This is a genomic window from Pantoea sp. NPDC088449 (genome assembly GCF_044753225.1).
In the GTDB taxonomy this organism is placed as follows: domain Bacteria; phylum Pseudomonadota; class Gammaproteobacteria; order Enterobacterales; family Enterobacteriaceae; genus Pantoea; species Pantoea floridensis.
This window is the reverse complement of record NZ_JBIVMT010000002.1, coordinates 468595-482525: the sequence shown is the minus strand read 5'-3', so window position 1 is coordinate 482525 and position 13931 is coordinate 468595. Positions and strand designations below refer to the sequence as shown.

Here is a 13931-nt window from a genome sequence, read left to right as displayed (position 1 = left end):
ATAAAGCAACGCAATCCGTGACGTTGTCACGATAATGAGCGGCACATCCATCCGGCAAGCCGAGCCAGCATGGCATCACACGCGTCAAGCTGGGCAACGCTGATAAATTCATCCGGCTTATGGCCCTGCGCCATGCTGCCGGGTCCGCAAATTACGCTGGGAATGCCAGCCTGATGAAACAGCCCGCCTTCCGTACCAAAGGCTACCGTTGAAAAATCGGTTGATTGAGTCAGGTAGGCAATCAGCTGCGCCGCCGCGCTCTCCTTATCGGTGAATAGACCTGGATAGCCGCTTATAGGATAAAAACGGATGCCGCTTTCAGGTGCGATAGCCCGCATAGGCGGTAAAAGTGCGGTTTGAGCGAAATTCTCCAGCTCATCGGCGATAGCCTGCGCGCTATCGTGCGGTAAGGTGCGGACTTCGAAGTCGAAGGTACATTCGGCTGGCACAATGTTTAACGCGGTGCCACCGTTGATCGTGCCCGTTTGTACCGTCGTGAACGGGGGATCAAAACGTGCATCCTGCCGTTGCGGTTGCGACAGGCGCTCGCCTATCGCAGTGAGGCGATGAATTAATTTGGCCGCGTATTCGATGGCATTCACGCCCTGCGGCGCATAGGCCGAATGACAGGCGGCGCCTTTCACTTCACAGCGCACGCCCAGTTTACCTTTGTGTCCCAGCACCGGCTGCAGTTCAGTTGGCTCGCCTATCAGGCAAATCGCCGGTTTTTCCGCACGTTGCGCCAGCGCGTCAAGCAAAGTACGCACGCCAACGCAGCCCACTTCCTCATCGTAAGTGATCGCCAGATGAAGAGGCTGCGTAAGCGGCTGCGCCAGAAAATGCGGAACTGCGGCCAGCATACAGGCGATATAGCCCTTCATGTCTGCCGTGCCGCGCCCGTATAGCTTGCCGTCACGCTCGGTTAGGGTAAACGGCGGCACGCTCCATTTTTGCCCCTCTACCGGCACCACATCACTATGGCCGGAGAGCATGACGCCACCATCGCCCGCTGGCCCCAGCCGCGCATAAAGATTGGCTTTACTGCATTCAGCGTTGTGGATCAGCTCGCAGCTGACCCCCAGATCGGTTAAGTAGCGCCAGGCGAAATCAATCAGCGCCAGGTTGGATTCGCGGCTGGTGGTATCAAACGCCACCAGCGTTTCAAGCAGTTGTCGACTGGTTAACATCACCGCTCCTTGAACGTTACTCGTCACCCGGCACGCCGTAGCTGGGTGCCTGAGTGGGATCGATGGCGCGCGTCACGTAATCATTCATTTGCGGCTGGTAAGCCAGCCATAGCTGGTTCAGCTCGTCGATAGGCTCGGCTGCGGTCCAGTCAACGCGGAGATCGACAATCGGCCACACTTGATCCGCCACGATCGATAAGGCGGCTGAGTGTATCGGGCCCGCTTCACCTCCCGCCGCCATGCCGGCTTGCATCGCCGCCAGCAAACGCGCGGCAAGTTGCCCCTGCTGCTGCTCAAAAGCAGCGACCATCGCCGGGATGACCTCGGGATTGGCCAGCAAATTACCGGCGGCGACGCACTGGTTACCGCTTTGCGCGTTATGTATCCCCAACGTTTGCTCTCCGCTGAACCAGGCACTTTGCCCATCGGCCGCTAACACCGTTATCTGGCGATACTGAAACCAGCAATCGCTCGCTAAACCACTACGCAACGCGGCTTCAGCGCTGTCACCCTGCTGCAGGCGATCCAAAATGCGTGGTCCAAGCGCCGGTAACGTGATGTTTTGCGTTGAGACGGCACCGACGTCAGAGCGTAACCACGGGCAACGCGCGCCCACAGCGATACTGGATGAGGCGATCGCGATGCCGATTTGGCCAGTTGCCGCGCAGCGTCCAACAATGGATAACGTCATTAATTCATGCTCCTTCTGCTGGCTGCCAGTCGTCGGGGATCACGGCGATCACATCTATTTCCATTAGCCATTGCGGTTGGCCGAGGCCGGAAATCACCAGGCCAGTTGATATGGGAAACACCCCTTTCAACCATTTGCCCACCACTTGATACACCGGCTCGCGATAGCGCGGATCGATAATGTAAGTGGTGGTTTTCACGATATGCGACAAGTCGCTGCCCGCTTCTTCCAGCAGCTGTTTGACATTTTTCATCGCTTGTTCGGCTTGCGCGGCAGGATCGCCTAACCCCACCAGATTGCCCGCAAAGTCAGTGCCTATCTGCCCGCGGACATAAACGGTATTACCGGCGCGAACGGCCTGGCAAAGATCGTTATCCAGAGCCTGGTTGGGATACGTCTCTTTGGTGTTGAATTTACGAATGCGCGTATGTGTGCTCATGTCAGCCTGCTAACAGTGAAAGATTTACGTCAGATATACCCTGCGGCCTGAAACAGTGAAAACAGCATTAACCGAGGTGTTGCTTTAGAAATTCCGAAGGAGGGATGAAAGGACTAAATGGCGGTGGTAAACATCTGATGCGCAGACGAAAGCGACCGGTGCGCCTAAAAGCGCACCCTGAGAAAGACCAAACCAATCAGGCTGAAGTATTAAGCTCCCGCCCCCGATTGCGGTGCCGCAGGCACGCGCTTGCCTTTGAGCATATTTCTCAACGCTGGCTCTGCATATTTGGTGATCAGAAATGCGATATAATACAGCACGGTAGCCACAACAATCGGCATGAATAGCATGACCCCCTCACTCTTAATATAAACATTCAGTTTAATTAGCGTAGCGATCATTAAGTTTTCATGGATAAGATAGAAGGCGTAGCTGGCAAAACCAATCGCCGTGAAAAAACGCACGGAGAGTATGCGCTCCATCTGTTTAAAATAGAAACTGGCAATAAAAAACAGCATGACGACAAGCAAAGGAATAATTGTCATTACACCGGCATTCTTCACGTAATAGCTGAAATTAATCAGCATCGCGAACGCCACAATGGCGTAATGCAACAGCTTATCGCGCCCGTGCATTCTTTCGTAAACCAGGCAGCCCACCATAAACCATGAGTAATGGATAAAACCGAACTTGGCAATAACATCTATAAAAAGAGGATAGCCCAACGACTTCAATACCGAAGAGGCAGACAGCAGCAGCATGGGTACCAGCAATCCTGGTAAGCAATATTTACGCCCAAAGGTAAAATAGATGGCACCGATAATAAGATAAAAAACGGCTTCAACATAAAGCGACCAGAACGAACCCGCCATCGATTTAAACTCAATGCCGGTTAACTGCGACAGCGTTTCTGGATTGGTAAATATCAGGCCGGGCAGCAGGTTTTTGACCTGCGGCGTCATCGCTGACCATTCGGGAAAGAGTCCGCCGACAAAGTACAACAACATACTGGCAATAAACATGGCAGGAAAAAGACGCAGCCAGCGTTTTTTCAGGAAACTGATGTAGCTAACCGATTTATCCAGCGTCATAAAAATGACGAAGCCAGAGATCATAAAGAATAATTCCACACCAAGCCAACCATAAGCAAAAACGGGAATATGCTCTGTTGCCGTGGCATAGGGTAATAATTCCGCCCATCGTGCGTAGGCATGATAACCAATAACCATGAGAATCGCTAAACCGCGCATTCCATCAAGATGCGTTATACGTGCGTGCATAATTCCCTCAGGAAAGATGACTGGTGAGTTAACTCAAATTAACACCACGTAACTTTTATTAGCAATAAGACTAATTCTGATTAAGCAGGAATGGAATGAGAACATAACCTAACAAATAATTGCGGTGTTGTTTGCTGTTTACTGGCCTCAATAAATTAACGAACATTGTGGAGGGAACCCTTTTCCCAATGCATTTTATCAATTTTGTTTTTTAATGCGTAAAAATAATAAAGCCATTTATTAGCAGAGTAATAACTGGCCATCGGTGAAATAACAGGATGGAAACTGATACATTGCCAAATTTTACTTAATCCATCACAAATTGTTATGAGGCCCGGGCCCCATTGATTCCCGCACAATCAGCTCGCCGCTAAACATTTTATCATTGCGCATTTCACCGCCGTCCAGCATCGCAATCAAACGTTCGATGGTCTCCTGAATCATCTCGGTGACCGGCATTTTTACGCTCGACAGTGCAGGAATAGTAAAAGGCGCCAGCGGAATATCATCGAATCCAATCACGGCGACCTGTGCGGGCACGGCCATCTGATGTTGTGCCAGCGCTTTAAGCGCACCCACGGCCATATCGTCGTTACTGGCAACCAGCGCGGTGAAATTGCGCCCCTGCGCAACAAGCGTGTTTACCGCCGCCATGCCGTTTTGCGCTTGCCATTTGCCCGCCACGATCAACCCTTCATCAACCGCAATGCCCTGTTTCTGCAATGCCGCTTTGTAGCCCGCCAGACGCTCGCGTCCGGTAGGAGAATCCAGCGACCCGGTGATAAACGCGATATCGCGATGGCCCAGAGCAATTAATTGCTCCACCGCTTCGGCGCTGCTGCGCTGCTGATCGGAATAGATGCAATAGCTGTCGTGCTGACGCAGGCGGCGGTTGATCACCAATATCGGCTGGTTATGCTGCGCAATAATGTTGTCCATCTCATCCGTGGTGAGAAAACGCGGATAGATGATTACCCCATCACAACGCAGATCGAGCAGGAATTGAATGGCTGCACGCTCCTCTTCAGCACTGTGTTTGCCATCCACCAGTAGCAGTTGACGCCCCTGCTGTTCCATCAGGCGTGCGGAGTGCTGCATCAATTCGGTGAAATAGCTACCGGTATACAAGGTGTTGGTGATCACCAATCCAATCGTTTGGCTCGATTTGGTCGCAAGGTTACGCGCCAGTAAATTAGGGCGAAAACCCGTTGCGGCTATCGCCTCAAACACTTTTTCCCGTTTTTCCTGACTGACATAACCATTGCCCGATAACACGCGCGACACCGTCGCTTTGGAGACGCCTGCTACTTTTGCCACCTCAAGTATGGTCGCCATGATTCACTCTTTTTTCCATGCTCATTGCCGCAGTGTACCTAATCTGCGAATTGTGCGGCAATTTTTCTGCTGCCGCGACGAATTTATGGTTCTGCTCGATCCGATCAACTTCACATTTCCGATCATTAAATTTTAAATTTCTTGCCTGTGAAAACCCACATCTTCATGATTTTGTGAAACCGGTTTCTCATGATGATAAATCATACAGAAGGCGGCTGTACTTCTACCTAAAAAAACAGAGACCAAAAATCCATGGCTAAAAATTATGCGGAAGTCTCACGCGCCATCGTGGCTTCGCTCGGCGGGTTAGACAATATCGAAGCGGTAACGCACTGCATGACGCGTCTGCGCTTTGTGGTGAAAGATAGCGCGCAGATTGATAACGCCACGCTGAAGGCCATTCCCGGCGTGATGGGCGTCGTCCATACCGATGCCCAATGTCAGGTGATCATTGGAAACAACGTTAACCTCGCCTATCAGGAAGTGTTGAAGCTCGGTACGCCCAACCGCGATGGTACCGCGCCGTTAAAACGCAAAATCACCCTGCGCAGCATCGGTGCCGGGATTCTCGACGCGCTGGTGGGCACCATGTCGCCACTGATTCCGGCGATCATTGGCGGTTCGATGGTCAAACTGCTGGCGATGGTGTTAGAGATGAGCGGCGTAGTGGCAAAAGGTTCGTCTACGCTGGCAATCCTTAACGTCATTGGTGATGGTGCCTTCTTCTTCCTGCCGATTATGGTGGCGGCCTCGGCGGCACTCAAATTCAAAACCAATATGTCATTAGCGATTGCGATTGCCGGCGTGCTGGTTCATCCCAACTTTGTTGATTTAATGGCCAAAGCCGCGCAGGGTCAGGCGGTTGAGTTCGCCTATATTCCCGTTACGGCGGTGAAATATACTTACACGGTGATCCCGGCGTTGGTAATGACCTGGATCTTGTCACATATCGAGTACTGGATTGATCGCATCACACCGGCAGTGACAAAGAATTTCCTCAAGCCAATGCTGATTGTGCTGGTAGCGGCACCGATCGCCATTGTGCTGATTGGTCCACTCGGCATCTGGATTGGTAGCGGTATCTCGGCGCTGGTTTATACCATTCACGGCTATCTTGGCTGGCTTTCAGTGGCCATTATGGGCGCGCTGTGGCCGCTGCTGGTGATGACCGGCATGCATCGTGTATTCACCCCCACCATTATCCAAACCATTGCCGAAACGGGTAAAGAAGGCATGGTAATGCCTTCAGAAATCGGTGCCAATTTGTCGCTTGGCGGCTCTTCGCTGGCGGTAGCGTTTAAAACCAAAAATCCGGAACTGCGCCAGACGGCGTTTGCCGCAGCCGCGTCGGCGATTATAGCGGGCATCTCCGAGCCGGCGCTGTACGGCGTGGCGGTTCGCCTCAAACGTCCCCTGATCGCCAGCCTGATAAGCGGCTTTATTTGCGGCGCGGTAGCCGGCATTGGCGGGCTTGCCAGCCATTCGATGGCCTCACCAGGTTTGTTTACCAGCGTACAATTTTTTGACCCTGGCAATCCGATGAGCATGGTGTGGGTTGGTGGCGTGATGGTGCTTTCCGTGGTGCTCTCCTTCGTGCTTACGTTGATTCTGGGCTTTGAAGATATTCCGGTAACCGAGAATGCACCGGCAAAAGCTGTGGCAGAGAACGCTAAGCCAGCCAACGTTAATTTATCCAAGGTGTAAATGAGGTTTTTATGTCTGCAGTGACATTTCCAGAGGGATTTTTATGGGGCGGCGCATTAGCCGCTAATCAGTCTGAGGGGAGCTATCTGGCCGGCGGCAAAGGCTTAACCACGGTGGATATGATTCCCCATGGTGCACACCGCATGCCGGTAAAGCTGGGCCTGGAGAAGCGCTTTGCGCTGCGCAGCGATGAATACTATCCCAGTCATGACGCCATCGATTTTTACCGTCGCTACCAGGACGATATTGCGCTGATGGCCGAAATGGGTTTTACCGTATTCCGTACCTCGATAGCCTGGAGCCGTATTTACCCAAAAGGCGATGAACTGACGCCGAATGAAGAAGGGATCGCTTTTTACCGTAGCCTGTTTGAAGAGTGTCAGAAATACGGCATCACGCCGCTGGTAACGCTAAGCCACTTTGATGTGCCAATGCATCTGGTGACGGAATACGGTTCATGGCGCAACCGCAAAATGATCGCTTTTTTCAGCCGCTACGCGCGTACCTGCTTTGAAGCGTTTGACGGTCTGGTGAAATATTGGCTGACTTTTAACGAGATCAACATTCTCCTGCACAGTCCTTTTTCGGGCGCGGGTTTGGTGTTTGAGCCTGATGAAAATCCGGAACAGGTGAAGTATCAGGCGGCGCATCATGAGCTGGTAGCCAGTGCGCTGGTCACGAAAATTGCGCATGAGGTCAATCCCGCTAACAAGGTGGGATGCATGCTGGCGGGCGGCAATTTTTATCCGTGGTCGTGCAAGCCGGAAGATGTTTGGGCAGCACTGGAAAAAGATCGCGAAAACCTGTTCTTCATCGATGTGCAGGCGCGCGGGGCCTACCCTTCTTATGCCCCTCGCGTGTTTCGGGAAAAAGGCGTGGAAATTGCGATGGAGCCCGAAGACGCCGCCACGCTGCGTCACACGGTTGATTTTGTCTCTTTCAGCTATTATGCCTCGCGCTGTGCGTCGGCTGAGATGAATGAGCAAAACAGCAGCGCCGCCAATGTGGTGAAATCACTTACCAATCCCCACTTGCCGCGTAGCGAGTGGGGCTGGGGGATCGATCCGCTTGGTCTGCGCATCACCATGAACATGATGTATGACCGCTACCAAAAGCCGCTTTTCCTGGTAGAAAACGGATTAGGCGCGCACGATGAAATGAATGCTGACGGCGAAATTAACGATGATTACCGCATTAGTTACCTTAAGCAGCATATTCAGGCGATGGGCGACGCCATCGCTGATGGTGTTCCGCTGATTGGCTATACCACTTGGGGCTGCATTGATTTAGTGGCGGCATCGACCGGTGAAATGAGTAAACGTTATGGCTTCGTCTATGTTGATCGTGACGATCAAGGTAACGGCAGCCTTGAGCGTATCCGCAAAAAATCGTTCTGGTGGTACAAACAGGTGATTGCCAGCAACGGGCGTAATCTGGAATCGATCTAATGCGTGCGCATTAGCGTGCACCTGACTCTGTGTGAATAAAACGACGTCGCGCAATAATCTCCACCTGACGCGGCGTCGCCACCGGCCACGCTTGCTGCGGGAACAGATACAACCGAACGCTGAACAGATGGAACAAGGGTGTTAGCACCCTTTCATCGCTTTTTGCCAACTGCTCCAGTATCAACAGCAGCAAATCCAGTTCCTCTTGCAAGTCAGCGTGCGGCGGCGTCTGCAAGGATTTCAGCCTGCGTTTAAGAAACAGCGCCAGTTCATGAAACATCTGTCCGCTATCCAGCTGATAATGTTGCAGAAGCGCTTTGTGCCGCGCGTAGTAGTCAAAACTGTTTACGCCCAACCACACTTCTTTGAGCAACATTCCGGCTGAACGCATATCGGGATGCGGATCCAGACGCAAACGCGGCAGTACCACATTCACTTTATCCAACATCAGACTGATAAAGCGTTGGCGTCCCAGCAGCGACGAGCCATTACGTTCGGTCTCTTTAATAAAGCGTAATAGCTCGCGCAGGCCTTGCCGCACTGCGCGGCGTGCGGTCCAGGAAGGTCGTTTGTTGCGCATGATGGCTGTCACGATAACCGCAAACATCACGCCGGCCATCGAGGCAATCGCATTATTGATCAGCAATACCAAATCCGGTTTTAGATGGTGACCCAAACCAATGAAACCGGGAATTTGAATCGCGACGCTGAGGCCAATCATGTTGGTCGAAGGCCGCGCAATCATCAGCGCAAGCATCATCAGGCCGGGTGCCAGGCAAATGATTAACGCTTCAAATGAGGTGGCTTGCGGTAACAGCAGCGCCACGTAAATCACGCTGATAACAATGGCTACGATGACGCCACGAACAAACAGCTTCATCGAGGTTAGCGGCGTATCCACACTGGCCAGCAATGAGCACAGGATGGCCGCCATTACCGGCGCCGACGCGCCATCGCGCCAACCCGAGGCCATCCATAACAGGCAGGAACCGAAGGTTGCGCAAAAGGCGGTTAACGCTGAGAGCCGGATCAGACCCTTATCAAAAAAGCGATGCGTGCGTTTGCCCCGTGCCAGCGTGGTGTCGCCTGACAAATCGCTGACCAAACCACTTACGCTTTGATACGCACCGGCAATACGCACAAAATCCGTTAGTCGTTCAAGTAATCCGGTCAACAGCAGCCAGGTTTCCGTGGGCATCTCCCCGTTTTGCCATGTGGCATTGAGTTCCTGCTGACAGCCACTCAGCGTCTGCTGAATGCCACTGGTTTCACCCACCGCTTCGCCATCATGTAGCCATTGCAAAAACAGCTGAAAAGTTAGCGCCACATTTTCCGGGAAAGTAATTTGCAGCGCAGATAACCGCTGTAAACGCAGCTCAATCGCCGTGAGCGTCGGGATTAAATAGGAAAGATGTTGGTATTGTACGCTGACCAGACGAATTAACCGGCGCGCGGCATCGCCTTCATAGACGCAGTGGGTAATCAGAACTTCCACCTGCTGCGGGTTGGTTGCCATGCGGATGAGAATATCGTCGCGCTCAGGCGATGTGTCGCTGGGAATACCGGAGAGCAGATCGCTGCATAATTTGCGCGCGTTGAGATACCACAGGCTAACGCTTTGCTCCAGCAGGCTGCGCATCGAGACCGGAAATAACAGCGCATGCACCAGGCTGCTGCAGACGATACCCAACGTGATCTCTTCTATACGCGAGATAACCGTGCTGGTGATAGAGAGCGGCGTGGTGACTTCCGGGAACCCCATGATTGCTGCACTGTAACCGGCCAGCATGAAAATATAACTTTTTGGTGTGCGGTCATGCAGCGACAAATACAAGCAAACGCTCACCCACAGCGAGACGCAGAAACAGAACAGCAATGGATGTTGCACGGTTGGCGGAAAAATAAAGAAGATAAATACGCCACCCAGCAAGGTGCCGAGTAATCGAAACACCGATTTGGAAATGGTTGAGGCGGAATAGAGCTGCGACGCAAGCAGGACCGTGGTCACTGCCCAGGCCGGCTTATCCAGATTCAATTCCAGTGCGAGATACAATGCCAGGAAGGCGGCCAGAGAGGTTTTTACAGCAAAAAAAACGGCGTTTTTTGAAAACCACTGCATCACACAAAGACCAGGAAGTACGAGTGCTGCGTATCCTGCCAGAATGTAAAAAAGCCTCACCTCGATAAATACGACAAAATGTTTCGCAATAAAAAAAGATGTTCTTAAACCGCATGCTTTGCGCGGATAACGTGTAAGGACTGCTAATGCAATCTGATTGCTGGAGCGCATTATTGCTGCCGTTTTGCACAATTCTCGCGCCTGAGACGATTTTTACGAGGATCTGTTATCAGACAAATAAATGTGTGCTGGATCACACTTTGTTGAAACATGCTCATTCCGATGGGATTTCCATAAAATTATTTCGCGCAGAGAAAAGAGGTTTCCTGTGCCAGATCATCTCTTCATCAACCAAAGCGCCTCCCGCCTGGACGAGTAGCCACTCCGCTCGCTGCCATTGATTGTGGCGACCCAATCAGCGCGAGCGGCCAACCCCAGTACTCTTTTAAAACCGGCGATGGTACTATTTACCCGCTTAATCAGGCGCAGAACGATGCCAAGAATGACCAGGAACGCAGGATGTTATGTAAACAACACGCTTATTGGGAAGCCAACTGGCAATTATCCCTGATTCACGCCTGTAAAATTTTTATCCATGCCATCTTTCTGCTGCTGTTTATTTCACACTCTGCTTTTGCCGAAATTAAAGACGATAAAGCTAACCGGATCGTCAGCGGCATTATTAGCTTTACGCACTGGCCGGGTTTAACGCGCGCACCGCAACTTTGCGTATTTTCATCCGCGCAGCATCTCTCGCTGCCGCAAAATACCGCCTCCAATGCAGCGCTGTTTAAGGTGGTCTATTTGACCAGCCAGAGCGAGCTGGCAACGCAAGATTGCGATGCGGTCTATTTCGGCGAACAGACGCCACAACAACAGCTGGAAATTGCTAAGCAATTCAGCGGGAAACCGGTGCTTACCCTGGCTGAAAACAATACAGATTGTACGATTGGTGCCGCATTTTGTCTGATCTTCAATGCTGACCACACGCTATTTTCAGTCAATCTTGATTCACTGGCGCGGAGTGGCGTCAGGGTAAGCCCAGATGTGCTGTTGCTGTCCCGCAATGGAAGCAAATAAGATGAAACTCGATAAAATAAGAAATGACAAATCATCGATACGCAATAAGTTGCGCAAAATTAGCACCATCAATTCTGCCGTTATTTTATTGCTGTGCTGGCTGCTGCTCTCTTCAACGTCGTTACTGTTTATAAAAAACTACGAAAAGCGCAATCTGGAACTGATTGCTGCGACGCTGAGCACCACCCTCACCGCCGCTACGGTATTTGAAGACAGTTACGATGCGCATAATAAAATTGCGCGCCTGGGTGAAGAAGGAATGTTTGACTCGGCAAAACTGGTCACTGATGATCACACTGTATTGGTGGAGTGGCACGATCATCAGCAAGAGAACGGCTGGTATCCGCGTTTATTGCGTGAATGGATTTACGTCAAACCGCTTAGCGTCAACATTAACCACGCGGAATCCACCGTCGGCACGCTGACGCTTGAGGGCACCGTTACCGGTGCGGCCGAATTTATCCGCTACTCGCTGATGATTTTAACCAGCGGCATGCTGTGCGTATTGATTATCTCTTTCCTGTTGAGTGAATTTTTGCATCGCGGCATGCTCGCCTCATTGCGCAATATCACCAGCTCAATTCATTACGTGATTCGCTCCGGTGACTTTTCATTACGTATTCCGGAAAGCCCAACCCGGGAGTTTCAGCTTTTCTCCGACGACCTCAATTCGCTGCTGACAGAGATGCAAACGTTGCAGGCTTCGCTGCTACGTGACAATCAGTCGCTGGCGGCTAAAGCCCTGGAAGATCCGTTAACCGGCCTGGCTAACCGCGCCGCTTTTGTGGCCCGCCTGTCGCAATTGCTCGATCGGCAGTTCGCGAAAGAGCGTTTTGCCCTGCTGTTCCTCGATGGCGATCGCTTTAAGAGTATTAATGACAATTGGGGACATGCAGCCGGTGATGAGGTTCTGAAAACCGTCGGATCACGCCTTTCCGCTTTGGCTTATAAAAATGATTTAGTGGCACGACTTGGGGGCGATGAGTTCGCCATGTTAATCACCAGCCGGGTAAGTGAAGCACAGCTTCAATTGCTATTGCAGGATATTCATGAAGCCATTAGCCAAAAAATTGTGGTTGCGGAAGGCACTCAGATAACCACCTCGGTAACCATCGGCTATGCCTGGTCACAGCACGGCGATACGGTGGAATCGATTCTGGAACGCGCAGATATGAATATGTATAAAAATAAGGGAATAAGTAAGGTGCAGGTATGAAAAGAAAACTTTTCCTGATGATGGTGGTATGGGCGCTGGTTGGCTGCCAGTCAACGGGGCGCTTCAGCGATGCGCAAATAGCGGCGATGCGTCACGCTGGCTTCAGTGAAAATAACGAAGGCTGGGGGTTAGGCTTATCGGACAAAATTTTGTTCGGTGTGAACGAGTCGGAACTCACGCCAGCCAGTAAAAGTACCATCACCACGATGGCGAGAAATTTGGCGGCTAGCGGCATTAAGCACGTGCGCGTTGATGGTCATACAGATAACTACGGCAAAGCGGATTATAACCAACAGCTCTCACTGAAACGCGCCAACGCCGTAGCGGCTCAGTGGGCGGTGGGCGCGGCAATCCCACGCGACAATATTGTCACGCGCGGCCTCGGCATGAGCGCGCCGGTCACCAGTAATAACAGCGCTCAGGGCCGGGCACAAAATCGCCGCGTAGCGATTGTGATTACCTCACCGTAATGCGCTGGCGCTCGACTGCATAATGGTATAAACGGTCGCGTGCTAAATTCTTCATTTTGACTTCGCACATAATATCAAAGGCATTAAACGACAGCGCCCAATCATTTAACGTTTGATTGAAGTAGTAATCGGAGTGGGCGCGAAGTTTCGACTTTGATACGGCCAAATCCTGCTGATCGGGAAAACCACGATCGGGAATGATGCCTTCCTGAGCAATTGAATAATGCAGTACCGGCCGCACATCACGCCATGACGACTCAATCAGCTCAATACGCGCATCGTCAGCCTGAATATATTGATTCTCTTTCACCCAATGATGGTGGATATCCAGCACCACAGGACAAAGATGGCGCGCCTGTAATACATCATCCAGCGAGCAGGATATCTCGTCGTTTTCCACCGTGAGCATATTACGGGCTGCCGGACTCAGGCGCCTAAACGCGGCGCGAAATCCCTCAATCCCCTTTTTCCCGTTCATATGGATATTGATTTTGAAATCCTGAAACTGGCGGCCATAACCCATCAGCACGGCGCAGGTGGCGTGATATTCCACATCTTCAATCGCGCGATCCACTACGCCCTCATTATCTGATGCCAGCACGGTATATTGGCCGGGGTGAAATGACAGGCGAATATTATGGGCCCGCGCCAACTCACCGCAGCGCTGCAATAACGGCTCGAGATCCTTCAGCAATTCACCATAAAGCTGGGTAGCTTGCGGGACCGTGTAAAGCGGTAACAGATCGCTGCCAATTCGCATCATGCGAAGCGCGTCTGGTTGCGCTGCCAGCTGGTTCAGCGTGAGATGGAGGTTTTGCAGATTATTCTGCGCAAGTTGGTTCAGCAGCGTGATGCGAGCATCATCGTCAAGGCTGAGAAAGCGCGTGCGCGTGGTGCTTTTGAAGGGAAACGGCTGGGTAGCCTGTTGATCCAGATACTTACAAGCAAAGCCTAATTTCATT

The 13931-nt window shown here is 51.8% G+C and carries 12 protein-coding genes; 5 read left to right on the top strand and 7 right to left on the bottom strand.

The features are described from left to right. Window positions 1–26: 26 nt before the first annotated feature. The 5 genes from argE to ACIP6T_RS13460 form a co-directional block, all read right to left on the bottom strand. The gene (argE, locus tag ACIP6T_RS13480; RefSeq protein ID WP_400457698.1) at window positions 27–1187 is read right to left on the bottom strand and encodes an acetylornithine deacetylase; all 1161 of its coding nucleotides are present in this window, start codon (window positions 1185–1187) and stop codon (window positions 27–29) included. 16 nt (window positions 1188–1203) lie between these two features. Continuing rightward, window positions 1204–1878 carry a DUF1028 domain-containing protein gene (locus tag ACIP6T_RS13475; protein ID WP_097097928.1) on the bottom strand — a complete coding sequence of 225 codons (675 nt, stop codon included), beginning with the start codon at window positions 1876–1878 and terminating at the stop codon, window positions 1204–1206. 4 nt (window positions 1879–1882) lie between these two features. Further along, window positions 1883–2317: a RidA family protein gene (locus tag ACIP6T_RS13470; RefSeq protein WP_097097929.1), complete on the bottom strand. Its 435-nt coding sequence runs from the start codon at window positions 2315–2317 to the stop codon at window positions 1883–1885. Window positions 2318–2526: 209 nt separating this feature from the next. Continuing rightward, entirely contained in the window at window positions 2527–3597 is a 1071-nt protein-coding gene (locus tag ACIP6T_RS13465; RefSeq protein WP_400457695.1) for an acyltransferase family protein, read from the bottom strand. 315 nt (window positions 3598–3912) lie between these two features. Further along, window positions 3913–4932, bottom strand: a complete 1020-nt coding sequence (locus ACIP6T_RS13460) for a LacI family DNA-binding transcriptional regulator (RefSeq protein ID WP_400457693.1) — start codon at window positions 4930–4932, stop codon at window positions 3913–3915. 252 nt (window positions 4933–5184) lie between these two features. On the opposite strand from ACIP6T_RS13460, the gene ascF reads away from it, so the two are divergent. Next, the gene (ascF, locus tag ACIP6T_RS13455; protein WP_400457691.1) at window positions 5185–6636 is read left to right on the top strand and encodes a PTS cellobiose/arbutin/salicin transporter subunit IIBC; all 1452 of its coding nucleotides are present in this window, start codon (window positions 5185–5187) and stop codon (window positions 6634–6636) included. An 11-nt stretch (window positions 6637–6647) separates the two neighbouring features. Further along, complete coding sequence (locus ACIP6T_RS13450) at window positions 6648–8084, top strand: 6-phospho-beta-glucosidase (RefSeq protein WP_400457689.1); 1437 nt, start codon at window positions 6648–6650, stop codon at window positions 8082–8084. Between the two features lie 10 nt (window positions 8085–8094). Here ACIP6T_RS13450 and ACIP6T_RS13445 read toward each other — a convergent pair whose 3' ends face one another. After that, window positions 8095–10203 (bottom strand): FUSC family protein, encoded by a 2109-nt coding sequence (locus tag ACIP6T_RS13445; RefSeq protein ID WP_400457687.1) that lies wholly within the window; start codon window positions 10201–10203, stop codon window positions 8095–8097. Window positions 10204–10722: 519 nt separating this feature from the next. Here ACIP6T_RS13445 and ACIP6T_RS13440 point away from each other — a divergent pair. The 3 genes from ACIP6T_RS13440 to ACIP6T_RS13430 are packed head-to-tail and all read left to right on the top strand — an operon-like array spanning window position 10723 to window position 12969. Beyond that, window positions 10723–11283, top strand: coding sequence for a YfiR family protein (locus ACIP6T_RS13440; RefSeq protein ID WP_400457685.1), 561 nt, complete (start codon window positions 10723–10725; stop codon window positions 11281–11283). Between the two features lies 1 nt (window position 11284). After that, window positions 11285–12499, top strand: a complete 1215-nt coding sequence (locus ACIP6T_RS13435) for a diguanylate cyclase domain-containing protein (RefSeq protein WP_097097936.1) — start codon at window positions 11285–11287, stop codon at window positions 12497–12499. Further along, on the top strand, window positions 12496–12969 hold the full coding sequence (locus ACIP6T_RS13430; protein ID WP_097097937.1) for an OmpA family protein: 474 nt from the start codon (window positions 12496–12498) through the stop codon (window positions 12967–12969). The genes ACIP6T_RS13435 and ACIP6T_RS13430 overlap by 4 nt, the downstream gene beginning before the upstream one ends. Here the strand turns inward: ACIP6T_RS13430 and uvsE are convergent. Further along, complete coding sequence (gene uvsE / locus ACIP6T_RS13425; RefSeq protein WP_400457681.1) at window positions 12956–13930, bottom strand: UV DNA damage repair endonuclease UvsE; 975 nt, start codon at window positions 13928–13930, stop codon at window positions 12956–12958. The two genes, ACIP6T_RS13430 and uvsE, sit on opposite strands and share 14 nt — an antisense overlap. Window position 13931: the final 1 nt, after the last annotated feature.

Bases quoted from the DNA above. Each gene is read 5' to 3' on its own strand.
- argE (WP_400457698.1), bottom strand. From the start codon at position 1,187: ATGTTAACCAGTCGACAACTGCTTGAAACGCTGGTGGCGTTTGATACC.
- ACIP6T_RS13475 (WP_097097928.1), bottom strand. From the start codon at position 1,878: ATGACGTTATCCATTGTTGGACGCTGCGCGGCAACTGGCCAAATCGGC.
- ACIP6T_RS13470 (WP_097097929.1), bottom strand. From the start codon at position 2,317: ATGAGCACACATACGCGCATTCGTAAATTCAACACCAAAGAGACGTAT.
- ACIP6T_RS13465 (WP_400457695.1), bottom strand. From the start codon at position 3,597: ATGCACGCACGTATAACGCATCTTGATGGAATGCGCGGTTTAGCGATT.
- ACIP6T_RS13460 (WP_400457693.1), bottom strand. From the start codon at position 4,932: ATGGCGACCATACTTGAGGTGGCAAAAGTAGCAGGCGTCTCCAAAGCG.
- ascF (WP_400457691.1), top strand. From the start codon at position 5,185: ATGGCTAAAAATTATGCGGAAGTCTCACGCGCCATCGTGGCTTCGCTC.
- ACIP6T_RS13450 (WP_400457689.1), top strand. From the start codon at position 6,648: ATGTCTGCAGTGACATTTCCAGAGGGATTTTTATGGGGCGGCGCATTA.
- ACIP6T_RS13445 (WP_400457687.1), bottom strand. From the start codon at position 10,203: ATGCAGTGGTTTTCAAAAAACGCCGTTTTTTTTGCTGTAAAAACCTCT.
- ACIP6T_RS13440 (WP_400457685.1), top strand. From the start codon at position 10,723: ATGTTATGTAAACAACACGCTTATTGGGAAGCCAACTGGCAATTATCC.
- ACIP6T_RS13435 (WP_097097936.1), top strand. From the start codon at position 11,285: ATGAAACTCGATAAAATAAGAAATGACAAATCATCGATACGCAATAAG.
- ACIP6T_RS13430 (WP_097097937.1), top strand. From the start codon at position 12,496: ATGAAAAGAAAACTTTTCCTGATGATGGTGGTATGGGCGCTGGTTGGC.
- uvsE (WP_400457681.1), bottom strand. From the start codon at position 13,930: ATGAAATTAGGCTTTGCTTGTAAGTATCTGGATCAACAGGCTACCCAG.